Source organism: Dechloromonas sp. HYN0024, from assembly GCF_003441615.1.
GTDB lineage: Bacteria > Pseudomonadota > Gammaproteobacteria > Burkholderiales > Rhodocyclaceae > Azonexus.
The window spans coordinates 2,926,465-2,948,104 of the sequence record NZ_CP031842.1; the positions used below are offsets into that span (position 1 = coordinate 2,926,465).

24 protein-coding genes are annotated in these 21,640 nt (G+C 60.5%); 4 read left to right on the forward strand and 20 right to left on the reverse strand.

Going from position 1 to position 21,640, the window contains the following annotated elements; genetic code table 11:
• Positions 1 to 23: 23 nt before the first annotated feature.
• The 3 genes from HYN24_RS14045 to HYN24_RS16275 form a co-directional block, all read right to left on the reverse strand.
• Positions 24 to 860 carry a sensor histidine kinase gene (locus tag HYN24_RS14045; RefSeq protein WP_162888752.1) on the reverse strand — a complete coding sequence of 279 codons (837 nt, stop codon included), beginning with the start codon at positions 858 to 860 and terminating at the stop codon, positions 24 to 26.
• 27 nt (positions 861 to 887) lie between these two features.
• Positions 888 to 1,499, reverse strand: coding sequence for an SCO family protein (locus HYN24_RS14050; protein WP_162888753.1), 612 nt, complete (start codon positions 1,497 to 1,499; stop codon positions 888 to 890).
• 330 nt (positions 1,500 to 1,829) lie between these two features.
• The gene (locus HYN24_RS16275) at positions 1,830 to 2,525 is read right to left on the reverse strand and encodes a lytic transglycosylase domain-containing protein (RefSeq protein ID WP_305790963.1); all 696 of its coding nucleotides are present in this window, start codon (positions 2,523 to 2,525) and stop codon (positions 1,830 to 1,832) included.
• A gap of 320 nt (positions 2,526 to 2,845) precedes the next feature.
• Here HYN24_RS16275 and HYN24_RS14060 point away from each other — a divergent pair, with 320 nt between their 5' ends.
• On the forward strand, positions 2,846 to 4,162 hold the full coding sequence (locus HYN24_RS14060) for a sensor histidine kinase (protein ID WP_162888754.1): 1,317 nt from the start codon (positions 2,846 to 2,848) through the stop codon (positions 4,160 to 4,162).
• Between the two features lie 15 nt (positions 4,163 to 4,177).
• On the opposite strand, the gene HYN24_RS14065 is transcribed toward HYN24_RS14060, so the two are convergent.
• Complete coding sequence (locus HYN24_RS14065) at positions 4,178 to 4,951, reverse strand: formylglycine-generating enzyme family protein (protein WP_162888755.1); 774 nt, start codon at positions 4,949 to 4,951, stop codon at positions 4,178 to 4,180.
• Positions 4,952 to 5,241: 290 nt separating this feature from the next.
• On the opposite strand from HYN24_RS14065, the gene HYN24_RS14070 reads away from it, so the two are divergent.
• Both HYN24_RS14070 and clsB read left to right on the forward strand, forming a co-directional pair.
• The gene (locus HYN24_RS14070; RefSeq protein WP_117609837.1) at positions 5,242 to 6,012 is read left to right on the forward strand and encodes an endonuclease/exonuclease/phosphatase family protein; all 771 of its coding nucleotides are present in this window, start codon (positions 5,242 to 5,244) and stop codon (positions 6,010 to 6,012) included.
• Positions 6,002 to 7,195, forward strand: coding sequence for a cardiolipin synthase ClsB (gene clsB / locus HYN24_RS14075; protein WP_117609838.1), 1,194 nt, complete (start codon positions 6,002 to 6,004; stop codon positions 7,193 to 7,195). The genes HYN24_RS14070 and clsB overlap by 11 nt, the downstream gene beginning before the upstream one ends.
• On the opposite strand, the gene gluQRS is transcribed toward clsB, so the two are convergent.
• Positions 7,176 to 8,090, reverse strand: a complete 915-nt coding sequence (gene gluQRS / locus HYN24_RS14080) for a tRNA glutamyl-Q(34) synthetase GluQRS (protein ID WP_117610400.1) — start codon at positions 8,088 to 8,090, stop codon at positions 7,176 to 7,178. The two genes, clsB and gluQRS, sit on opposite strands and share 20 nt — an antisense overlap.
• A gap of 185 nt (positions 8,091 to 8,275) precedes the next feature.
• On the opposite strand from gluQRS, the gene HYN24_RS14085 reads away from it, so the two are divergent.
• A complete protein-coding gene (locus HYN24_RS14085) occupies positions 8,276 to 9,073 on the forward strand; it encodes an aldolase/citrate lyase family protein (protein ID WP_117609839.1) in 798 nt (265 codons plus the stop codon).
• A 41-nt stretch (positions 9,074 to 9,114) separates the two neighbouring features.
• Here HYN24_RS14085 and gstA read toward each other — a convergent pair whose 3' ends face one another.
• The 15 genes from gstA to HYN24_RS14160 all read right to left on the reverse strand — a co-directional run bounded on the left by gstA (position 9,115) and on the right by HYN24_RS14160 (position 21,542).
• The gene (gene gstA, locus HYN24_RS14090) at positions 9,115 to 9,720 is read right to left on the reverse strand and encodes a glutathione transferase GstA (protein WP_117610401.1); all 606 of its coding nucleotides are present in this window, start codon (positions 9,718 to 9,720) and stop codon (positions 9,115 to 9,117) included.
• A gap of 27 nt (positions 9,721 to 9,747) precedes the next feature.
• Entirely contained in the window at positions 9,748 to 10,449 is a 702-nt protein-coding gene (locus tag HYN24_RS14095; RefSeq protein ID WP_117609840.1) for an NAD(P)H-dependent oxidoreductase, read from the reverse strand.
• A complete protein-coding gene (locus tag HYN24_RS14100) occupies positions 10,450 to 10,887 on the reverse strand; it encodes a tautomerase family protein (protein ID WP_117609841.1) in 438 nt (145 codons plus the stop codon).
• A 13-nt stretch (positions 10,888 to 10,900) separates the two neighbouring features.
• Complete coding sequence (locus tag HYN24_RS14105) at positions 10,901 to 11,656, reverse strand: SDR family oxidoreductase (protein ID WP_117610402.1); 756 nt, start codon at positions 11,654 to 11,656, stop codon at positions 10,901 to 10,903.
• Between the two features lie 73 nt (positions 11,657 to 11,729).
• Positions 11,730 to 12,785, reverse strand: a complete 1,056-nt coding sequence (gene dmpG, locus HYN24_RS14110; RefSeq protein WP_117609842.1) for a 4-hydroxy-2-oxovalerate aldolase — start codon at positions 12,783 to 12,785, stop codon at positions 11,730 to 11,732.
• Positions 12,782 to 13,699 carry an acetaldehyde dehydrogenase (acetylating) gene (locus HYN24_RS14115; RefSeq protein ID WP_117609843.1) on the reverse strand — a complete coding sequence of 306 codons (918 nt, stop codon included), beginning with the start codon at positions 13,697 to 13,699 and terminating at the stop codon, positions 12,782 to 12,784. The genes dmpG and HYN24_RS14115 overlap by 4 nt, the downstream gene beginning before the upstream one ends.
• A gap of 17 nt (positions 13,700 to 13,716) precedes the next feature.
• Positions 13,717 to 14,052: a tautomerase family protein gene (locus HYN24_RS14120; protein ID WP_256372097.1), complete on the reverse strand. Its 336-nt coding sequence runs from the start codon at positions 14,050 to 14,052 to the stop codon at positions 13,717 to 13,719.
• Positions 13,955 to 14,758, reverse strand: coding sequence for a 2-oxo-3-hexenedioate decarboxylase (gene dmpH / locus HYN24_RS14125; protein ID WP_117609845.1), 804 nt, complete (start codon positions 14,756 to 14,758; stop codon positions 13,955 to 13,957). The genes HYN24_RS14120 and dmpH overlap by 98 nt, the downstream gene beginning before the upstream one ends.
• The gene (gene dmpE, locus HYN24_RS14130; protein ID WP_117609846.1) at positions 14,755 to 15,552 is read right to left on the reverse strand and encodes a 2-oxopent-4-enoate hydratase; all 798 of its coding nucleotides are present in this window, start codon (positions 15,550 to 15,552) and stop codon (positions 14,755 to 14,757) included. Before dmpE ends, dmpH begins: the two co-directional genes overlap by 4 nt.
• Before the next feature lie 9 nt (positions 15,553 to 15,561).
• The gene (locus tag HYN24_RS14135) at positions 15,562 to 17,022 is read right to left on the reverse strand and encodes a 2-hydroxymuconic semialdehyde dehydrogenase (RefSeq protein WP_117609847.1); all 1,461 of its coding nucleotides are present in this window, start codon (positions 17,020 to 17,022) and stop codon (positions 15,562 to 15,564) included.
• Positions 17,023 to 17,341: 319 nt separating this feature from the next.
• Positions 17,342 to 17,695, reverse strand: coding sequence for a phenol hydroxylase subunit P4 (locus tag HYN24_RS14140; protein WP_117609848.1), 354 nt, complete (start codon positions 17,693 to 17,695; stop codon positions 17,342 to 17,344).
• Between the two features lie 17 nt (positions 17,696 to 17,712).
• On the reverse strand, positions 17,713 to 19,233 hold the full coding sequence (locus HYN24_RS14145; protein ID WP_117609849.1) for an aromatic/alkene/methane monooxygenase hydroxylase/oxygenase subunit alpha: 1,521 nt from the start codon (positions 19,231 to 19,233) through the stop codon (positions 17,713 to 17,715).
• A gap of 19 nt (positions 19,234 to 19,252) precedes the next feature.
• A complete protein-coding gene (locus HYN24_RS14150) occupies positions 19,253 to 19,522 on the reverse strand; it encodes an MmoB/DmpM family protein (RefSeq protein ID WP_117609850.1) in 270 nt (89 codons plus the stop codon).
• A 9-nt stretch (positions 19,523 to 19,531) separates the two neighbouring features.
• A complete protein-coding gene (locus HYN24_RS14155) occupies positions 19,532 to 20,524 on the reverse strand; it encodes an aromatic/alkene monooxygenase hydroxylase subunit beta (RefSeq protein WP_117609851.1) in 993 nt (330 codons plus the stop codon).
• Positions 20,525 to 20,612: 88 nt separating this feature from the next.
• Complete coding sequence (locus HYN24_RS14160; RefSeq protein WP_117609852.1) at positions 20,613 to 21,542, reverse strand: catechol 2,3-dioxygenase; 930 nt, start codon at positions 21,540 to 21,542, stop codon at positions 20,613 to 20,615.
• Between the last annotated feature and the right edge of the window lie 98 nt (positions 21,543 to 21,640).

The following is a 21,640-nucleotide window of genomic DNA, read 5'->3' on the forward strand; positions in this document are numbered from 1 at the left end:
CTGTGTCGCTTTCATGATTCAAGTCACGCGGCTGAGTTTCGACCAGCCACGTGGTGATGACTGCTACCTGGCTCATCCGCTGCGCATGATGCCACCGGCCAGCAGGCGAGAACTCGGGTGCCATTCCCCGGCGAACTGCTCAACCGGAAGTCTCCACCAGAAATGGTGATCCGGTCAGCCATCCCGCGCAGCCCAATACCCGAAATGCTTTCTCTTCTTTCTATTTCCTGCGGATCAAAACCAACGCCGTCATCGTAGATTTCAAGACAGATTTCATACTCGGAGCGGCCAAGGGAAATACCGATCTTCGCAGCCTTGGCGTACTTGACGGCATTGTTCAGCGCCTCCTGGACAATACGAAACATCGGCGTACGCAAGGCTGGCTGGATCTCGCTCTCGGTCAGCGCAATATCAGCCACGAGGGTAATCGACGGGTGAACCGCACGAAACTCCCTGACCAGCCAGCTCAAGGTACTGATCAAACCCAGGTCGTCGAGCGAGGCGGGGCGCAGCCCCTGGGAGATTCGCCGGACTTCGGTCAAGGCCGATTTGATCTGGACGGAAATAAGGTCAAGCAGCCCCGTCAGCTCCGGATCCTTGGCCAGCTTGGCCCGGGCCAGCGCAGCGCCCATGCCGAAGCCAATGGAACCGAGCGACGATCCGATACTATCGTGCAATTCTGTAGCGATCCGCTTGCGTTCGAGTTCCTGGGCCGCAACCATTTCGGCAGAGACCATCTGCAACTCGGATTTCGCTTCGCGGAGGAGCTGGTAAAGCTGACAAATCTCATCCTCGGCACCCGGCCGCCGGACATCAGCCACCATGCCCGGCGGGCGCTGGTAGGCGTGAGGATCCGGCATCGCGGCGCCGCTTTCTGGCATTGAAACTTAGCCTCCGACCAGCGCCTGATATTCCTGAACAATCCGCTCGGGAGTGGCAAACCCCTCCAGGCGGACCCAAGGCTTACCCGGCGCCTGACGAATGAATGTCACGGGAAGGTGATTCATCTTGTCGCCACGATAGGCATCAAAGGCCTTCTGGACGGCGATGCTGGACTGTGCCGAGCCGGTATAAAAATGCCATTGCGATTTCGCATCGTACGATTTCGCATACTTCCGGAGACGATCCGGCGTATCGAACTCCGGATCAATGGAAAAGGAAACCAGATGCGCATTGAGCGACAATTTGGCCATTTGCGACTGGACCGAGGACATGATCTGGCTCGACACCGGGCAAATTGCCGTACAGGACGTGTAAATGAAATTCAGGATGACCGGACGACCATCGTCAAGCTCCTTGGTCAGGCTGACGCTTTGTCCATCATGACGAACCAGCTTCACGGCCGGCAGCTCATAGGCAACCTGGCTGCGCACCACAGGGGAGGAACCGGGAGCGGCGGCACCATGGTCGTGGTGGTGATGATGGTGATGGTGCTCGTCCATTGCCTTCTCGTCGGCTGACAGCGCGACGGTTGAGGCCAATGCCAGGCTGGCAACCAAGCAAAATCTGGTAATTAGTTGACGACCATGGCGAACGTCGCCACGCCCAACGGTTATCCCTGCTTTCATGTATATCCCCCGAAGCCAGCCAATGCTCAAAATGAAAAAGACGTGAGCGAACAACATCCGCTCAACGGACTGAATCATAGAGAAACAATGTTAAATATGCGTGTGAAACATATCACATTTCGCATAAATTACGGACAGGAAGATACCGCCCAGTCAGGAGACAGGGGGAAACGCCGGTGCCAGCGTAGCGGTCTGGCGCCGATCAATTTTTCGCCAGTGCAGAAGCGCCGGCATCGCAGTCGTGAAAATGGTCGGGTTTGACTAGATTCGGACAGACTCGAGGCGACGGTATATTTCGAGAACCTTCGGCACGTAAGCGATGGTTTCCCGGAAAGCCGGAATCTTGCGCCCAGCCCCAAGAACAGCCCCCTCACCGGCGTTATAGGCGGCCAGCGCGAGGGTCATGTCATTTTTGAAGAAGTCGAGCAGATAGCTCAGGTAGCGGGCTCCACCGATGATGTTTTGGGCCGGATCGCGACTGTCACGAACACCGAATCGACGCGCCGTACCAGGCATCAACTGCATCAATCCGATCGCCCCGGCACGAGAAACCGCATTGGGATTGAAGCCGGACTCGACAGCCATGACGGCATGTACCAGGCGCGCATCAACTCTCGCCTGACGCGATGCCTCGGCAACCTCGGCCCGAAAACGCTCAACGCCCTGGGCGAGAAACAGCTGGCCACTGCCTTTGACGCGACCACTCCGGGGCACCAGTACATCGACAGGCACCGTCTGCAAATCGGCAGCCGAAAGCAGCACTCGAAAATCCACGGTCTCCTGGGCATCGCTGATTTCGATGGCGCCATCGGCACTGGCGTGGATGAATATGGTGTTTCCGGCCATCGCCCACTGGGTGGAAAAAAACAGCCCAACGGCGACCACGAGGCGCGCGCCGACGCCGGCCAGCTTCAGCCTCCAGCATCCAGCAGCAACAGCAAGTCGCCTCGACAACATCAATATCTTTCCCGTATCAGGTCCGGACAGGCCGGAAATTAGCAATCGGATCGAGTATGGCATCAGGCGCCCCCGAAGGCAGCGGGGTAAGTCCCTGCTTATCGGTATGCGCCAAGCGCAAATCGCGGTAGGGGCAACCCTACTCAACCCTTCAATATTCCCCCAATTTGTCGCCAGCGCATTGACAGCGCCCCCCCTCCCCCGACTAAAGTGATAGCCACATGGTCAATGAGAATCCAAGTCGCTTTGTTTATGGGCCGCAAGGCACCAAATCCCCGCTGAAAGGCGAGGTTGCGAGCGCGTCGCGCCAGTCAGGCGTCATGCGGCACTCATTTACCGGGCTGCGTTCGTTTTCTCTGATCAGCCTTATCGCCATCGTTATCGCCGCCACCCTCATGACGATGGGCTTCCGCTACATCTCAATCGCCGACATCCAGCAACAAAGCGAAACAGCCAATGTCATCGCGATCGAAGCCGAGCTTGCGGAAATCATGACCCCTCCCCTGCGCCGACAAAACGAGCGGGAAGCGGGCAGCCCTTCACCAACAACAGAAGGCCCCCAGGCTTATTTGCGAGAACTGGAGGGGCACAGCAGCCTGCGCCGGCTCATCCTGATCGACAGTTCGGGGCGCGTGCTCTTTGCGAGCCGCGCCCAAGACCGCCAGCGGGAATTTTCCGGCGACGCCAACTTCCTTCAGGCGATGACCGGAAAAATCGTCACCAAGGTCGCCTACCGGGACATCCTCAATGTCTATATCGCCCCGTCCGGCGAAGAAAACCTGGCCCACACTTACTATCCACTCCGCGCCAACCAGAGCGACAAAGTGATCGGCGCCATACTGCTATCCACCGATATTTCAGCCATGGCCGACCGGAGTGCGCTGTCGCAAGCCCTGTTCATTTCGACCGCATTGATCATCATGCTGATGTTGTATTTTTCGCTGCTGATCATCGTCAAGCGCATTGAAAGCGTCATCGACCAGCAACAGGTCGAACTCGCCGAGCGCTCAAACCTGCTGGCTGCCGTGTCGCGACGGATGATCGACTCGCACGAGGCGGAAAAGAAACAGGTTGCCGCCGAACTGCACGAGCGCATCGCCCAGACACTGGCTGCCGCCAAGATGGAAATCGAAGCTGCAATGTTGGCCTATCGCCGGGGCGTCGACCCGCAGGTGGCACTGAACAAGCTGGTACCGGTACTGCATGCAGCGACACAGGATGTACGCCATGTGGCCACCGAAATCCACCCGGGCAGCCTAGAGGACTTCGGCCTGGTGACGACCCTGCACATGCGCCTCAACGAATTCCGCGAGCGACATCCGCATATCGATGTCGAGGAAAGCCTGAGCTTGACCAACCAGGACATTCCCTCATCCCTCAACAATATCGTCTACCGGGTATTCGCCGACGCGCTGACCACACTGACCGCAGAAGAAGCCCTCGGCCGCATTGGCGTGTTGCTGGAAAAAATCAACGGGGCGATTACGCTGACTATCCGCGACGACAGCCTGGTGCTCGACAACGAGGACTCGCCGTATCAGTCGATTTTCGACAAGATGCAGCTCTCCGGCGGAAAATTCTCGTTGGTCGCCAACGACGAAGGCGGCGTGACCCTCAGCGCCTCGTGGCTGGCCTGAGCCTCGCCCTCTGACTCAGGGTTCGCGGACCAGGCGGAAACCGATGTAATTGACCTGCAGGGCAGCCCCCGTGCGCGAGCGTTTGGCCGCGCGCAGGTTGCTGGTCGCCCCCTTCCAGCTACCGCCACGCTCGACGCGCTTGGCGCAGTCGCCACCAGCCAGCCATGCCGAGCCATCGGCCGGTGCCCCCTGATAGTTGTCATGCCAGCAATCGAGCGTCCACTCACGGACATTGCCGCTCATGTCATGGAGACCCCACGCATTCGGGCGCAGATCGCCCACCGCATGCAGGCCACCGGGGGCCTTGCTCCCCCAGGCGAAAGCACCAAGGGAACCGGACCCGCAGTAGGCATCATGCACGCCACCGGCCCGACAGGCATACTCCCACTCGGCTTCCGTCGGCAGCCTCAACTTGGCCTTGCTGCGTGCGCTCAACTCCTGCGCCATCGCCATCGCATCGTCCCAGCTCACCTGATCGACCGGCAGGCTGCGCCCCCGATAACTGCCAATGTGACCATCAACCAGCCTGTTGAACTGCCGCTGGGTAACCTCGTATTTGCCGAGGAAGAAACCTTTGACACAGACCTTGTGCACCGGCTGTTCCGCCGCATCGCCATCGCCACTGCCCATCTGGAAGCAGCCTGGCGGAATCCACACGAAATCCATCCCGGTCGTCGGATCTGACCAATTCGGAACCGGCGCAGGTACAGAATCATCCGCCCGAACGCCTGCCGCCATCGACAGGCCGGCCATCATTGCCATCGCTACCACGAGTCGCTTTGAATTCACGCTATCCCCCTGCGGAGCAAAATCCGTTCACGATCAAAGTAGCTGCGAACGGCGTATCTGCGCCATGATGATTAATGTCCATGCTCTTGTGACGACTCTATTCCGGAACGCCAAGCCGCCTCTGAGCTGATTTTACCGAAGTGAGGCGGGAATGCCGAGTTGTTCTGGCGGCATCGGGAGTGGAACATGAATTAAACTGCGTCATACAGGATCATTCGGCTGCGCCACCATTGCCGCCATCGCAAGTCCACGACATTGTGTCACCACAAGGAATTCGACGGAGTGAACCATTGACCGACCAAGCCGCCCGGCCTGAGCTGCATGTCACGACCTACAACATCCACAAGGGATTTTCGCAATTCAACCGGCGGATGATGGTGCATGAGTTGCGCGAGCGACTGCGCCATCTCAACCCCGATATCGTCTTTCTCCAGGAAGTCCAGGGCCTCCACCTGGGGCATGCCGAGAACCATGCCGACTGGCCGGATTCACCCCAGCACGAATTCCTCGCCGAGGACGTCTGGGCAGCCTCGGCCTATGGTCACAACATGGCCTACGACCATGGCCACCACGGCAACGCCATCCTCTCCCGCTTCCCCATCCTGCACGCCCACAACCAGGATGTCACCCACCTGCAGTTCGAGAAACGCGGCATGCTGCATTGCCGGATCGATCTGCCGAATGCGCCGGCGGTGCATTGCGTCTGCGTACATCTGTCGCTTTTCGGCTATTCGCGGCGCAAGCAGATGTCGGCGCTGGCCGACTATCTCGACGATCTGGCCGAACCCGATGCCCCACTGATCGTCGCTGGCGATTTCAACGACTGGCGCAACCGGGTCGGCGAAGACCTGACGCGGCGACTGGGGCTGCAGGAAGTCTTCGGCGGAGTGTCAGGCCGGCCCGTGCGCAGCTTTCCCGCCGCCCTGCCGATGTTTCGCCTGGACCGCATCTACGTGCGCGGTTTCAACGTCCGCCACACCGAAGTCCATCACGGCATGCCGTGGTCGGCCATTTCCGACCACGCCGCCCTATCGGCGCATCTGACCTGGCATGGCCGCTGAGTTTGTGCCGGGCAACCGGCTGACCCTGCTCAATTCGGGCACTGAATACTTCCCGGCCCTGCTCGCCGCGATCGATGCCGCCGGGATCGAGATTTACCTTGAAAGTTACATCTTCGCCAATGACGAGATCGGCCACGAGGTGGCCAATGCGTTGTGTCGCGCTGCCAGCCGCGGGGTGCAGGTCAATGTCACGGTGGACGGCTTCGGCGCCCACAACTTCACGGCTGACTTTCTCGACCGGCTGAGTGCCGCCGGCGTCCGCGCCATGTTCTACCGGCAGGAAATCGGGCGCTACCATTTCAAGCGCCACCGCCTGCGTCGCCTCCATCGCAAGTTGGTGGTGATCGATGCGCGGATCGCCTTCGTCGGCGGTATCAATATCATCGACGACAACAATGCGCCGGTCGACATGCGCCCGCACTACGACTATGCGGTGCAGGTTGAAGGGCCGGTCTTGCAGCAGGTTCACCACGCGGCGCGGCGGATGTGGGAAACCGTCTCGTGGGTCAATTTCAAGCGGCGCTACCGCCTCGCCCCGGTCGCCACGCCGGTTTGCCAGTTGGCCGGCGACCAGCGCGCCGCCTTCCTGATCCGCGACAACATCCGCCATCGCAACGACATCCTCAATGCCTATCTGGGAGCCATCGACGCGGCCAAGGACGACATCCTGATCGCCAACGCCTATTTCCTGCCCGGCCTCCGCTTTGGTCGGGCCCTCTATGCGGCGGCCAAGCGGGGGGTACGGATTACCGTGCTGCTTCAGGGCAAGAGCGACCACCTCCTGTTCCGCTACGCCACCCAGACCCTGTACGCCACGGCACTGGCCGCCGGCATCCGTATCTTCGAGTACGAGAAGAGCTTCATGCATGCCAAGGTCGCAGTCATTGACGGGCAGTGGGCCACGGTCGGTTCATCGAACATTGACCCATTCAGCCTGCTGCTGGCCAAGGAAGCCAATCTCGTCGTGCGCGACGCGGCATTTGCCGGCCAACTCGCGGCCAGTGTCCACCAGGCCATGGCCGTCGGTGCCCGCGAACTACTGGCCGCCGAGTTGTCGCAACAACCGCTGTACTCGCGCTTTCTGCGCTGGCTGGCTTACGGGGTGGTCCGGGCGATGGTCGGCATTGCCGGCTACAGCGAACGCCACTGGAGCACCTCGGAAACTACGCCTGAGGAACAATGATGAGCGGGCCGTGCGGAGTCGCGCTGAAATCCCAGTTGGCCAGTGCCCAGGCCCAGACCTCGGCGACCGTTGCCGAGGCCAGCTCGCCGGGCACTGCCTGACCGAGAAACTTGAGCGCCCGGAGCAGTTCGGCCGCCGCCTGATCGGTCGCCAGGGCACGGGCCAGTGTCTGCTTCGACAGTTTCTCCCCCGCCGCATTGGCCGCCACCGGCAAATGGGCATAGGTCGGCGTGGAAAAACCCAGGCAACGCTGCAGCCAGATCTGGCGAGGCGTCGAAGCGAGCAGGTCAGCGCCGCGAACAATCTGCGAAATGCCCTGAAAATCGTCGTCGACCACCACCGCCAACTGGTAGGCGAACAATCCATCGGCCCGGCGCAGGATAAAGTCACCGACATCGCTGCCGAGATGCTGGACGACCCGTCCCTGCAGCCGATCGTCGAAAGCAGTCGCCTCGTCATTGACGCGCAGACGCCAGGCCCGCACCTCCCGCCCGTCCGGCAAACCCATACGGCAGGTCCCGGGATAGGCCAGCCCGCCATCAATGGCCGGGCGCGTCGCCGAATCGGCAATTTCCTTGCGTGAGCAGGCGCAGCCGTAGGCCAGACCGGCCTGCTGCAAGCGCGCCAGCGCCTCGGCATAGGCGTCGCCTCGGCGGCTCTGGTAAATGACCGGGCCATCCCAGGCAAAGCCAAAAGCTTCCAGGGTTTTCAGGATGGCATCCGCCGCCCCCGGCACATTGCGCGGCGTATCGACATCCTCCATGCGGACCAGCCATTCGCCGCCCTGCGTCCGGGCATCGAGATAGCTGCCAACGCCAGCGACCAGCGAGCCGAAATGCAGCGGGCCGGTTGGCGACGGGGCGAAGCGGCCGCGATAGGGAAGGGTTGGGGACATGACAGAGAGATCGGGGCGGAAGCGCAATCAGGCAAGCCTGGAGAAGCGCCAATTTTAGTGGCTCGCATACCGGCCCGGTATGGCCGACCTCATAAATTTGTATTGGACGGGCTGCGATGGGCCGGCCATAGTATTTCTCCAAGATCTGGCGTGTATTGCCCGCCAAACACTGGAAGCCTGCCACCATGAAAATTCCCTGCAACCAATTCAAGATCGACCTGCGCCAGGGCGAAACCCTGCTCGGCCTGTGGCTGGGCCTGAGCGAAACCTTCAGCGCCGAAATCTGCGCCGGGGCCGGCTTCGACTGGCTGCTCATCGATGGCGAACATGGCCCGAACGACCTGCGCAGCATCCTCGCCCAGTTGCAGGCGATCGAACCCTATCCCTCGCATGCCATCGTCCGTCCGCCGCAGGGCGACCATGTGCTGATCAAGCAACTGCTCGAAACCGGCGTCCAGACCCTGCTCATCCCGATGGTCGAAACGGCCGAGCAAGCGGCCGGCCTTGTCCGCGCCATGCGCTATCCGCCGGCCGGCATACGTGGCGTTGGCGCGGCGCTGGCCCGTGCCTCTCGCTGGGGCCGAATCGACGATTACAGCGCCCTGGCCAACGAGCAGATGTGCCTATTGCTGCAAGTTGAGACAAAACTCGGTTATGAGAACCTCGACGAAATTCTCGCCGTCGACGGAGTCGACGGCATTTTCTTTGGCGCCGCCGACCTCGCCGCCTCCTACGGCCTGCTCGGCCAGGCCAATCATCCGAGCATCGTCGAGGCCATCGAGGCCGGCCTCAAAAAGACCCGCGCTGCCGGCAAGAGCGGCGGCGTTCTCTGTGGCGACAAGGCCATTGTCGAACGCTACTTCGCAGCCGGTGCACGCTTCATCGCCGTCGGGGTGGACGCCCTGCTGCTCGCCGCCGCCACCACCGAACTGCGCCGGGTGTACCGGCCGGAGCCGGGCGGCAAAAGCGCCGCCAACTACTGATCCTGGCCAACAACGAGCGGCGCTTTGCCGCCCGAAAAAGCCTAAACCAGCCCCTCTGCCTTCATCGCTGCCTGCACCCCCGGCCGCGCCAGCACCCGCTGATGGAAAGCCGCCAGCGTCGGCCACGGGGCGAGATCGATTTTGACAAAGCGCGTCCAGTTCACCACCGTGAACAGATACGCATCGGCCACGCAGAAAGCCCGGCCGGTCAGGTAGTCACGCCCGGCCAGCGCCTTCTCGACAAAGCCGAAACGCCGTTCGATATTGGCCAGCGCCGCCGCTTTCCAGTCGACCGAGGCAGCCGGATTGAACAGCGGACTGAAATTCTTGTGCAGTTCGGTGCCAATGAAGGTCAGCCATTCCTGCACGCGAGCCCGCTCCAGCGTACCGGCGGGCGGCAGCAGGCCGGCAGCCGGCTTCAGGTCGGCCAGGTACTGGACGATGGCCGGGCCTTCGGTGAGCAACTGGCCGTCGTCGAGTTGCAGGGCCGGCACGTAGCCCTTGGGATTGATCGCCGTGAAATCCTCGCCGGTCGCAGTGAGATGGGTAGACAGTTCGACCTTGACCAGGTCATGCGGCAAGCCAAGTTCGCACAGCACGATGTGCGGTGACAGGGAACAGGCGCCAGTGGCGTAATAAAGCTTTATGTCTTCTCCTTGATTAAACAGCAACAGCTATTTTTTGGGATAAAGCCGGTCGTCAAAATCACCCAGACGGGGAAAGACGATAGGGGTCAGATCATCCAGATGCAGCAGACGTTCCCGATAATCATCAAGCATGGTTTGGCGCGCCTCCGGCGTGACGTAGGGGACATGGTAGGCAACGTAGGGCGGCAGAACCGTAAAGCCGCAATAGGCCAGCGCGCCCCGCATGACGGGGCGGAGCAGGGTGTCCATTTCACCGTGTATGGCATCCGCGCCGAACATGTGCGGCTGACCACCGAGCGACAGACTGAGCATGGCTTTCTTGCCGGCCATGCCACCCTGATCGTAGAAACGCTTGCCGCCGTAGAAGTGGCCGGAGACGAAGACACGGTCGATCCAGCCCTTGAGGATGGCCGGCACCGAGAACCAGAAAACCGGAAAATTGAAGATCAGCAGATCGCACCAGTCGACCTTGGCGATTTCGCCCCGGATATCCGGGGCGATGCTGCCGGATTCGTAGCCCTTGCGTTGTTCCAGCGCATAGACGCAGTAATCCGGGTTGCTCGGCGCGGCGAAATCGGCCGTGGACGCCACCGGGTTCCAGTTCATCGCATAGAGGTCGGAGACTTGCACCGCGTGGCCGGCCTCGGTCAGGGTTTTGACCGCGAGGTCTTTCAGTGCACTGTTGAAGGATTTGGCCTCGTAATGGGCATGAATGATGAGGACCTTCATCTATTTTTCCAAAGTTTTTGTGGTCGCTGCCAGGCGACGGGCTTCGATTTCGGCCTGACGCAATTCGCTGGCCAGGGTGCCGCCGATGCTCCAGTCGGACGGTGCGACCGGCACGATGCCACCGCGCACATTGGCACGCGGCGCACCGAGAATGTCGACGACGAGATCGGTGAAACCGCTGAGCAGGCGCTGGCGATCTTCCTGCGAACGGCCTTCGAGCACGATAAAGGAAAAGTACGGCGCAACCGGCGCGCCCTGACTGGCCATCTTGCCGCCAATACAGGCGCGCTGCGGCGCATGTTCGGTGGCAAAAACACGAACCCGGTCAATCGGACAGGCCAGCACTTCGGCAAACAATGCGCTGGCCTTGAGCAGAAGTGTCTCGATCCGGGCTGCTTCGTGCTGGCCCTCGACCAGATGAAAATTGAGAACAGGCATGTGGACCTCCTAGTTAAGGCAGACCGCGACGACGGCCTGAATCGAGCATCAATGACGAGCCAGTCATCGCCGACGCTTCCGGTGCGAGCAGCATTTCCAGTGCCCAGGCAACTTGTCCGGGTTCCGTGAAAGCGCCAATCGACGATTCGGCACGCATGCTGTCCATCACCGCCTCGACCGTGGTGCCGAGCATCTTGGCGCGGTCTGCCGCCACCCGCCGCAAGCGCTCGGTATCGGCCGGGCCGGGAGCGACGAGGTGAGCCGTGATGCCGCGCTCGCCGTAGGCCAGACTCATCTGGCGCACGACATTGACCAGTGCGGCATTGCCGACGCCGGCTGCGGCCGCGTAAGCCGTCGGCTCGAAACCGTAATGGCCGCCGATGGCAACCAGCCGCGAATTGGCCTGCAGATGGCCGTCAACTGCCCGGACCAGCCGCAGGAAGCCACCGACCTTGATATTGACCGCATCGACCAGTGCCCTGGTATCGATGGTCAGCACGCCACCGCCCACCGCGACGCCGGGACCGTGCACCACCATGCGCACCGGGCCGGGCAGCGCCGCCTTGATCACGGCGATTGAGGCATCATCCGAAATATCTGCCGCACAGGGCACCAGCCCTGGATGCTTGGCGGCCAGCTCGGCCAGCGACGAGGCACTGCGCGCCACGGCGAGCACCCCCAGACCGCGCGCCAGAAAACGCTCGACCATGACCGACCCAAAGGCGCCGGTGGCACCCACGACGACGACCCATTCCTTTGTTGCTGCCATTGCCCGTGTCTCCTGATGAAAGAATTCGGGAATGGCCGAAACCATTCCCGTCTCAAACGACTACCCCCTGAAATCAGGTGGCGGCGTCCTTGAGCAAGCCACGCTCCTTGGCCATGGTCATGGCCGTATCGACAATCATATCCTCCTGACCGCCGATCATCTTCTTGCGGCCCAATTCGACCAGAATATCGCGGGCCGGCACGCCAAAACGTTCGGCGGCACGCTTGGCGTGCAACAGGAAGGTCGAATAGACACCGGCAAAACCGAGCGTCAGGGACGAACGGTCAACCCGCACCATGTGGTCCATGAGCGGCACGATGAGGTCTTCGGCCATGTCCATGAGCTTGAACAGGTCGCAACCGGTGACAATGCCCATGCGTTCGCACACGGCCACAAAGACTTCCAGCGGCGTATTGCCGGCGCCGGCGCCGAGGCCGGCGACAGAAGCGTCGATGCGCGTCGCACCTTCCTCAATCGCCGCGATGGAATTGGCGATGCCCATGCCCATGTTGTGGTGGCCATGGAAGCCGATTTCGGTTTCCGGCTTGAGGACAGCGCGCAGGGCACCGACCCGCGCCTTGACGTCAGCCGGCAGCATGTAGCCGGCCGAGTCGGTGATGTACACCGTCTGCGCCCCATAGGACTCCATGAGCTTGCCTTGCTGGGCGAGGCCTTCCGGCGTATTGAGATGGGCCATCATGAGGAAGCCCGAGGTGTCCATGTCCAGCTTGCGGGCAAAAGCGATGTGCTGTGGCGAGGTGTCGGCTTCGGTGCAGTGGGTGGCGACGTGCACGCTGCGCGCACCACAGTCGTAGGCCGACTTCAGTTCCTTCATCGTACCCAGGCCGGGGATGAGCAGCACCGAGACCTTGGCCTGCTTCATTTTGGCCGCCACGGCGGTGATGTATTCCTCGTTGCTGTGTGGCGCGAAACCATGTTGCAGCGAATTGCCACCCATGCCAGCCCCGTGCGTAACTTGAATCAGCGGCACGCCGGCCTCGTCGAGAGCGGTGGCAATGCTGACCATCTGTTCGATGCTCATCTGCTCGCGCTTGGCATGCATGCCGTCGCGCAGCGACATGTCGTGAATGATGATCGGGCGACCCTTGAGACTTTGCTCGGCGCTCATGCTGTAACCTCCGGTGACTTGAGCTGGATGGTCCCAGCGATGATTTCATGGGCGAACATTTCCGCCGTGCGGGTCGCAGCGGCGGTCATGATGTCGAGATTGCCGGCGTACTTCGGCAGGTAATCGCCGAGACCGGCGACTTCCATGAAAACGGTGACGCGCTTGCCATCAAACAGCGGGCCGTTGACCAGGCGATAGCCCGGCACATATTTCTGCACTTCCTTGATCATCTCCAGTACCGACTCGGTGATACGGGCCTGATCCGGCTCTTCATCGGTCAGGCACGAGATGGTGTTGCGCATCATCATCGGCGGCTCGGCCGGGTTGATGATGGCCAGCGCCTTGCCCTTGCGCGCGCCGCCGACGATCTCGATGGCGTTCGAGGTGGTGTAGGTGAACTCATCGAGATTGGCGCGGGTGCCCGGGCCAATCGATTTCGAGGCGAGGCTGGCGACGATTTCGCCATAGCCGACAGCCTGGATGCGCGACACGGCAAAGACGATGGGGATCGTCGCCTGCCCGGCGCAGGAAATCATGTTCACGTTCATCTCGACTTTTTCGGCATGCGACTTGAGATTGACCGGTGGCACGCACAAAGGGCCGATGGCCGCCGGTGTCAGGTCGATCATCATGACGCCGAGCTCATTGAGCTTGCGCGAGTTTTCGGCATGCACGTAAGCGCTGGTCGCATCGAAGGCGATCTGGATATTGTCTTCCAGCACATGCGGCAACAGGCCGTCGACGCCGGCAGCGGTGGTCTTCAAGCCCATCTCACGGGCGCGAGCGAGGCCTTCTGATTCGGGGTCGATACCGACCATCCACACCGGCTCGAGGACCGGGCTGCGCTGGATCTTGTAGATCAGGTCGGTGCCGATATTGCCCGAGCCGATCAGGGCGCATCTGATTTTCTTCATGGTGCTTTTCTCCAAAACTACGATTTTTCGGCCGCGTTGGCGGCTAACTCCTGACGTCGTCCGGCGGTTACCCCGCCGACCGAAAATTCTTCACAGCTATGCTCGGTAATGAGCAGACGGACCTGCTCCGGGCCAACCCCCAGGGTGCGCGTCACTGCTTCCGCCACGGCTTCGGCCACAGCCCGTTTCTGTTCGATGCTGCGGCCCTGCATGAGGTGCATTTCGATGATCGGCATCCTTGTCTCCTCCTGTTTTTTATTCGATGAACCGCATCGACACGCTGCCCAGCTCCTGGAAGCGCGCCACGATGCTGTCGCCCGGTTTGACCGGAACGGCCTCGGTAATGCCGCCACTCATGACGAAGCTGCCGGCCGGCAGTTCTTCGCCCAGTTCGGCGAGGATATTGACCAGCATGGCAATCGCTTCGGCCGGGTGGCCGAGGACGGCAGCCGAAGCGCCGAGGGTGACGATTTCGCCGTTTTTCTCCATGACGACGCCAAGCGTGCGCAGATCAATGTCGGCCGGATAACGGGCGCGGCCGCCACCGACGTAACGCGCCGAAGAACCGTTGTCGGCGACGACGCTTTCCAGATCGAACTTGAAGCCGGAGAAACGCGAGTCGATGATCTCGACCGCCGGCAGCACGTAATCAGTGGCGTCCAGCACATCCTGCCGGGTGCAGTTCGGGCCTTTGAGGGTCTTCTTCATGACGAAGGCGACTTCACACTCGACACGCGGATGAACCAGATCAGAAGTCTTGATCGCCGAATTTTCCGGACGCGCCATGCGGTCGGTGAGGAAGCCGATGGAGGGCACATTGACGCCCATCTGGATCATCTTGGCCTTCGAGGTCAGGCCAGCCTTCCAGCCGACCTGCTTGTGGCCGGCAGCCAGGAAACGACGACGCAGTTCGAGTTGCACGGCGTAGCCATCACCGATGGTCATGCCCGGATATTCGTCGGTCAACTTGGGGATCGCATAGGCCCGCGTCTGGGCGCCTTCGATGCGCTCGCACAGACGAACGACATCTTCGCGATTAAGGGTGACAGTCATGCTCATGCCTTGCTCCTTCCGGAAAACTTGACACTGCAGGTACCAAGGCCACCGACGGTCGCCACCAGTTCATCGCCATCAACCACCGGGACGAGGGCCGATTGCGATCCGGAGAGAATCACCTCGCCGGCCTTGAAGGGAATGCCCAGTTCGCCCAGCGTATTGGCCAGCCAGGCGACCGCATTGGCCGGCGACCCCTGCACGGCAGCACCGACGCCGGTCGAGAACAGTTCGCCGTTCTTCTCCAGCACCATGCCGGCCAGCGTGATGTCGAGCTTGCGCGGATCGCCCTGGGTCTTGCCCAACACATAGACGCCGCAGGAAGCGTTATCGGCGACCGTATCCTGGATCTTGATCTTCCAGTCAGTGATGCGCGAATCGACGATCTCGAAGCAGGGCAGCACATAGTCGGTGGCACGAATGACGTCCATCGCCGTAATGCCCGGCCCCTTGAGGTCTTCCTTGAGGACAAACGCCAGTTCGGCCTCGGCCTTCGGCTGGATCAGCGTGGCGAGATCGATGGTGTCGCCTTCCTGATAGACCATGCCGGAAAGCAGCATGCCGAAATCGGGCTGATAGACGCCGAGAAAATCCTGCACCGGCTTGCTGGTCGCGCCGATCTTCTTGCCGATGATCGTTTCGCCAGCCTGGACGCGGCGAGCGACGAAGCGTTCCTGAATCTGGTAGGCGTCCTCGATGGTGATGTCCGGCTCGCGCTCGAGGAGCGGACGCACCGGGCGACAAGCGAGCCAGGCTTCGTAAAGCTCGTCGCCGTAGGCGGCGATTTTGGTTTGGTCCATTTTTTGGCCTCAGAGCTTGACGCAAATATTTCGCGTCTCGGTATAGAACTCGAGCGAATGGACGCCACCTTCGCGGCCAATGCCGGATTGCTTGGAGCCGCCAAAGGCCGTGCGCAGGTCACGCAGAAACCAGCTGTTGATCCAGGTGATACCGACTTCAACGCGGGCCGCAACCCGGTGGGCGCGCGCCAGGTTGGTCGTCCAGATCGTCGTCGACAGGCCGTAGTCGTTAGCGTTGGCCTTGTTGATGACTTCGTCTTCGCTGTCGAAGGGACTGATGTGGCAGCACGGTCCGAAGATTTCCTCGCGCACGACCGTGGCGGTTTCCGGCAGGCCGGTCCAGATCGTCGGCTGCACCCAGTGGCCATCGGCCAGATCGGCTGGCATGGTGGGCACACCACCGCCGGTCACGACGTTGGCCCCTTCGGCCGCCGCCTTGGCGTAGTAGGACATGACCTTCTGCTTGTGCTCGGCACTGATCAGCGGGCCGTAGTTGGCGTCCTTGTCGTCGGGCCGACCGAATTTGACGGCCTCTGCCTTCACCTTCAGTGCTTGAACAAACTTGTCGAAAATCGGCCGCTCGACATAGACGCGTTCGGTGCCCAGGCAGACCTGGCCGGAATTGAGGAAGGCCGAACGGAAAATGCCGTCAACTGCCGCATTGAAATCGGCATCGGCAAAGACAATGCCGGCATTCTTGCCACCCAGCTCGAAGGACACATCGCGCATGCCTTCGGCGGCCGCCTTCATGATCGCCGTGCCGGTGCGCGTTTCGCCCGTGAAGGTGATGGCATCGACGAGCGGATGCTGGGTCAGGAACTCGCCGGCCGAGTCGGGGCCAAAACCGTGGATGACGTTGAAGACACCGGGCGGAATACCCACCGAATTCATCACTTCGCCCAGCAGCGTGGTGGTCAGCGGCGTTTCTTCCGACGGTTTGACGACGACGGTATTGCCGCAGGCCAGTGCCGGGCCGACTTTCCAGGTCATGAGCAGGAAGGGCGCATTCCACGGCGAAATCACCCCGACCACACCCTTGGGGACGCGGATAGCATAGTTCAGCGCCCCGGCACCATCCGGTGTCGGCATCTGAAAGGACTCGCTCGGCACATTCTTGACGACATCGGCGAAGACCTTGAAATTCGCAGCGCCACGCGGAATGAAGACATGGCGCATGACGTGATTTGGCTGACCGGTATCGGCCATTTCCGCAGCAACGAAATCCTCGAAACGACGCGTGATTTCATCGGCCACACCGTAGAGCAGATCGACGCGCTGGTCGGTGGTCAGGCCACCCCAGACACCATGACGGGCGGCATGGGCGGCACGCACGGCGGCATCGACATCGGCCTTGCCGGCCTCGGAGACCTGCGCGATGACTTGGTTATCGAGCGGCGAACGCTTCTCGAAAGTCTTGCCTTCGCTTCCTTCGACAAATGCACCGTTGATGAAATTCTTGATCAGTTGCACGGTTTCTCCTGGCTTGGCTGCTCACCCTTGGGGCAAGCAGGAATATTGTTTGAGCATCGGCTTTGGCCGAATGAAAATCAGTCTAGGGGTGGCTTGGCTATACCGTCCAATACCTTGTTTTCTGATTTCCTATACCAACAAGGTATGTTTTTGGATTGGCTGATTCCTCTGGCTTGCTGGACGTTTTATCGGGGGCTTTCCCGGTCAATTGGCTTGGCTTCGCCTTCTTCTTTGGCTACTTTCTACTTGGCGAAACATGAAGAAAGCACGCACGCCAGCAAGGCGGAACCTCATGCCAATCAGCCGACTAAAAAGCCAATTACGCTGCCAGCAAAGAATTCAGCCCCGGCGTGCTGAAGCGTAACTGCTCCTTGTGGACAATGCCGTTGTCGGCCAGACTGGCAGCCAGATTAGGCTTCCACGGCTGCCCGGACTTCATCCAGGCAACCTGCGTCAGATCAACGGCTGCCGCATCTGGATCAGGCCCGATCAGTGGCTTGACGACGTTCTGCAACAAGTCGCCGAGCAGCATGCCCGGCTCGACAACGAGCATCAAGGGCGTCGCGAACAGCATGTGATGATCCCAGCAAACATAGACGATCTGCTTGCCATTGAAGTTTTGTACCAGGTCGCGCGGGACGGCGACGTAGGGTTTGGTTGAGGTCACGGCCATTTAATTTCTCCTGATTTTCATTGGTTGCTCGTGGCCTGCTTGCGCCAGGCTTCGAAATTGCGCTGATCCTCGGAACCGTCGTAATCGCCGTTATCCTTGCCCGGAATCAGGCTGACCCAGTTCATCCACGCCCCCAGATCGCCGCTGATCGGCGCCTGGAACAGCTGCTGCATGGGCAGCCAGGCCTGGATGTACTTTTCCGGTTCGTTCTCGAAGATGTGCTGGCAGCCATCGGAGCAGAAGTGGTATTTCTCGCCCTTGTATTCCGTTTCGCGCTGGCAGATCGAGGTCGGATCGTCCGGCTCGGTGAATACCGTCGGAATCTGGCAGGTCTGGCAGAGCTTGGCGAGGCCCATGTTGGCGAAGGGGGTACCGGCTTCCTTCAACTTGGTCAGGTGATTCCAGCGCGGGCGATAGTACTTGTCGAAGGTATCGGGATATTTCTTCGACAGCCATGCCATGTCGTCTTCAGACGGAATCCAGCTATGGAAGGCCGTCCCGAAGTTGTACTGGTAAAGCGCCAGCATGAACTGGTGCGACATGTGGTCGATGGCCTTGTCTGCATCATCCCAACCCTTGGGCGGACGGATGCCATAGCGGGCGAGGTCACGGAACAGGGCGCCACCGTTCTCGACGCCGTAGATTCCCCACGCCTCCTTCCAACTCATGACGCGCTTCGGCAGCATGTAATCCATCATCGTGCCGACCACGCCGAGCAGACGGAAGCCGCGCCAGAACCACTTGTCGATCCAGCCCTGGACGATGGGCAGGTTGTCCGGGTCCTGCTCGAGCATGAACTTGATGCACTCGAGGCCCAGCGTCATGTGACGGGCTTCGTCGGACTGCGCCGAGAAACCGAAGGTCACCGTCGCCATGTCGCCGTTGTACGCAGCACCGGACATGAAGGGCACGAACAGCAGGTTGGTCAGCACGTATTCGAAGCTGAAACCGATGGCGATCATGAATTCGAAGGGACCTGCCGACAGGGCATCGTCGAAGAAGGAGCGCGGCAGGGTGCAGTACCACATGCGGTCGCGGGCGTCGGCAAAGGCGTGGAAGCCGTTGTAGAACTTGTTGTAGTTCGACAGGGCGTGAATCTGCGTCTGGGCGTGGCGAATTTCGTCGATTGACTGCATCTGGCAGGCAACCTGCGTGCCGACCCCCGGAAATTCCCGGCCCATACGGGCAAAGCCCTTTCCGGCAGCGTATTCGCCCGGACTGATGGCCTGCAGGAAAATCTTCAGGGCGCTCAGGTAGCTGGCGTCGGTGATGTTGAGGTGGCCGTTGTTCTGGGCGTGGGCATCGATGATCGCGTAGAACTTGCGCTCCTTCTCTCCCTGGTATTTCCAGTACGAATCCATGGTCAGTCGGAAGGGATCTTCCCACTTGTCCCAGTCGTGAATCTTGATGCCTTCGTACTTTACATAGGGAAAAACTTCATCCTTGGTGTGATACGTCGTATCCCAGCCGAGGTCGCGGGTCATCAGCTTGTACTTTTCTTTCAGGCTGAGTTTTTTCTTGGCAACTTGCATGTCCATTGCGGTCTCCTTCTGGCGCTTAGCTATTCCAGCGCAGGGTGAATTGGTCTTCATCCTCATCGACATGGCCGGAGAGGGTAATCAGGTTGATCTGCAGCTCCTGCAGGTCGTAGGTGCGGCCGATGTGCTCTTCTATCGTTTCGCGACGGATGATCATCGAACCGGGCGCGTCAATCTTGACCATGGCTGGTTCGCGATTGACGATGGCCGCGGGGTTGTCCTGGACGATGGCATCGATGATCGGACGGGTGTCTTCGTTGGCTTGCAGGGCAATGAATACAGTCGACATGGCGGCTCCTCAGATTTCCACACCGATTTTCTTCAGGCGCCCCTTGAAGGAATCGACCTCTTCAGCGACAGCCTCCTCGGCATCCGCGGCCAGCGCTTTGCGGGCAACCGGCAACAGGGCGGCGGCAGCGCGCTGGCTCCACTTGTCGGTCCACTCCTGAAGAATGAGGCGGTTATGCTCGGACTCGGCTGCAGCCACCTTCATCACGGCATCGACCCACTTGCGGGTTTCGTCGAACCAGTCGCTCATGAACTGGCAGAGCATAGCGACAGACGAGGCGCCCTGGGTCGACAGGGTGCCGTCGACGATGCGTTCATAGACGAGCGGATAGAGCAGGCCATCGAGAGCCACGTTCTGGGCGACAAACAATTCGAAGGGATCGCGCACGACCAGGCAGTCTTCAACATAGCGGCGCATCGGCTGCCAGGCTTCGTCGTCCATCCAGGCGGTCTTGCCTTCGGTCAGGGCCTCCTGATCGCCGAGCAGCAAGCCAAGGCGCGACAGATATTGGGCAATGCCAAGGTTGTCCATGGCGTGGAACATGCACGCCTGGGTGAAGATCGCAGCATAGCCGTAACCTGAAATGAAGGAATTGTGCATGTTGGCGCCCCAGGCGGCGTGACGCAGCGGCACCAGCACATCGAGCGCGAGACGCTTGAGTTCTTCCGGCAACATCTCGACCAGACCACGGCTTTCGACAAATGTGAAATTCGCTTCCGCGGTTTCCTGCTGGCGGGCACGGGCCAGCGTGTAGTTGTTGTAGAAATACTGGCGTGGGTCTTTCAGCGCATACCAGTCGGCCATGACGATCTTGGTGATCGAGGCATCGTAGATCAGTTGATCCGGATCCCAGGTCGGGCGGTAGTGCAGGTTTTCAGTCGCCTGGATGTCGTAGCTGGCTTCCTGGTAGCGCGAGGCCGGCTTGTCGCCGAAACGGCGCGCCAGATGATCGAAGGTATTGCGCTGCTGTTTGATGCTGACGGTGCGAAGATCGATTTGCATCGTTCTTTCTCCTTTTTGATTTATTTGAACCGCGCCAGGCAGGCGCCCACGTCGTTCGCCGCAACGGCGAACGACGTGGCGGCAAAGATCAGCTGACGACAGTCAGGAAGGTTTCGTGCAGTTTGCGCTGCGGGTAATCGAGGCCCTGACCGAAGTTGTCGAAGGTCCATGTCATGGTTTCGTAGTCGGGGTAAGGCAGATGACCCCCGAAGAAGGTCTCGAAACGGTTGCCCGACGGATCCCAGGCATAGATGGTGCAGCCACGCGTGACGCCGTGGCGGGTCGGGCCGATATCGACCGGGACAGCATTCATCGACATGATGTCGCCACCGCGCAGGACCTGTTCCCAGCTTTCCATGAGGAAGGAGCAGTGATGCAACTTGCCCGGTTCCGGATATTCGGCGAAGGCGATGTCATGGACCTTCTGCCCGCAGGACAGCCAGATCGCCGCGTTGCCATTGCCATCCGGCGTCAGCACACGTTCGACGAGGTAGAAGCCGAGGACTTCGGTAAATATCTTCTGCACTTCGGCGACATTCGGCCCGTAGAGCAGGGCGTGGTCGAGGCGCGTCGGCGCAATGCCGTTGTCGCGTGCCTTGCTCCACGGCGCTGGATTGATCAGAGGAATGCCGTTGCCGACCTTGGTCTTCTCGGCAAACAACTCCATGACATGGCCGGAGGGCAGCGTGAAGCGCACGCGCTCGCCAGTTTCCAGCATTTCACCGGCCGGAATTCGTTCGGTCTTCAGACCGTAGGCCTGCAGATCGGCGTCAAATTTGTCCAGCGTCGCCTTGTCGAGGACGCGGAAGGCGAAGAAATCGAGGCCGGCCCGGTCAGCCTGTCGGATGACGTAACTGTGGTGGTCACGCTCGTCCCAGCATTTGAAATAGACGCGACCCTGGGCGTCACGGCCGGTTTCGACCAGACCGAGTACATCGCGGTAAAAAGTGATTGCTTCTTCCAGATCCAGCACGCGAACCTGCGCGTGCCCAGGACGTAGTACGCCTGTGAGTGCCATTGTCTAGTCTCCTCTTTCTCGTTAATGACTTCAAATCATTGCTGCAAACGACATCCTGTTTTTTGGAAATGTCTTGTCGCCAGAAGCAGATTAAAAAG

Bases quoted from the DNA above. Each gene is read 5' to 3' on its own strand.
- HYN24_RS14045 (WP_162888752.1), bottom strand. From the start codon at position 860: ATGCCGGATCCTCACGCCTACCAGCGCCCGCCGGGCATGGTGGCTGAT.
- HYN24_RS16275 (WP_305790963.1), bottom strand. From the start codon at position 2,525: ATGTTGTCGAGGCGACTTGCTGTTGCTGCTGGATGCTGGAGGCTGAAG.
- HYN24_RS14060 (WP_162888754.1), top strand. From the start codon at position 2,846: ATGCGGCACTCATTTACCGGGCTGCGTTCGTTTTCTCTGATCAGCCTT.
- clsB (WP_117609838.1), top strand. From the start codon at position 6,002: ATGGCCGCTGAGTTTGTGCCGGGCAACCGGCTGACCCTGCTCAATTCG.
- gluQRS (WP_117610400.1), bottom strand. From the start codon at position 8,090: ATGTCCCCAACCCTTCCCTATCGCGGCCGCTTCGCCCCGTCGCCAACC.
- HYN24_RS14085 (WP_117609839.1), top strand. From the start codon at position 8,276: ATGAAAATTCCCTGCAACCAATTCAAGATCGACCTGCGCCAGGGCGAA.
- HYN24_RS14095 (WP_117609840.1), bottom strand. From the start codon at position 10,449: ATGAAGGTCCTCATCATTCATGCCCATTACGAGGCCAAATCCTTCAAC.
- HYN24_RS14100 (WP_117609841.1), bottom strand. From the start codon at position 10,887: ATGCCTGTTCTCAATTTTCATCTGGTCGAGGGCCAGCACGAAGCAGCC.
- HYN24_RS14105 (WP_117610402.1), bottom strand. From the start codon at position 11,656: ATGGCAGCAACAAAGGAATGGGTCGTCGTCGTGGGTGCCACCGGCGCC.
- dmpG (WP_117609842.1), bottom strand. From the start codon at position 12,785: ATGAGCGCCGAGCAAAGTCTCAAGGGTCGCCCGATCATCATTCACGAC.
- HYN24_RS14115 (WP_117609843.1), bottom strand. From the start codon at position 13,699: ATGAAGAAAATCAGATGCGCCCTGATCGGCTCGGGCAATATCGGCACC.
- dmpH (WP_117609845.1), bottom strand. From the start codon at position 14,758: ATGAGCATGACTGTCACCCTTAATCGCGAAGATGTCGTTCGTCTGTGC.
- dmpE (WP_117609846.1), bottom strand. From the start codon at position 15,552: ATGGACCAAACCAAAATCGCCGCCTACGGCGACGAGCTTTACGAAGCC.
- HYN24_RS14140 (WP_117609848.1), bottom strand. From the start codon at position 17,695: ATGGCCGTGACCTCAACCAAACCCTACGTCGCCGTCCCGCGCGACCTG.
- HYN24_RS14145 (WP_117609849.1), bottom strand. From the start codon at position 19,233: ATGGACATGCAAGTTGCCAAGAAAAAACTCAGCCTGAAAGAAAAGTAC.
- HYN24_RS14150 (WP_117609850.1), bottom strand. From the start codon at position 19,522: ATGTCGACTGTATTCATTGCCCTGCAAGCCAACGAAGACACCCGTCCG.
- HYN24_RS14155 (WP_117609851.1), bottom strand. From the start codon at position 20,524: ATGCAAATCGATCTTCGCACCGTCAGCATCAAACAGCAGCGCAATACC.
- HYN24_RS14160 (WP_117609852.1), bottom strand. From the start codon at position 21,542: ATGGCACTCACAGGCGTACTACGTCCTGGGCACGCGCAGGTTCGCGTG.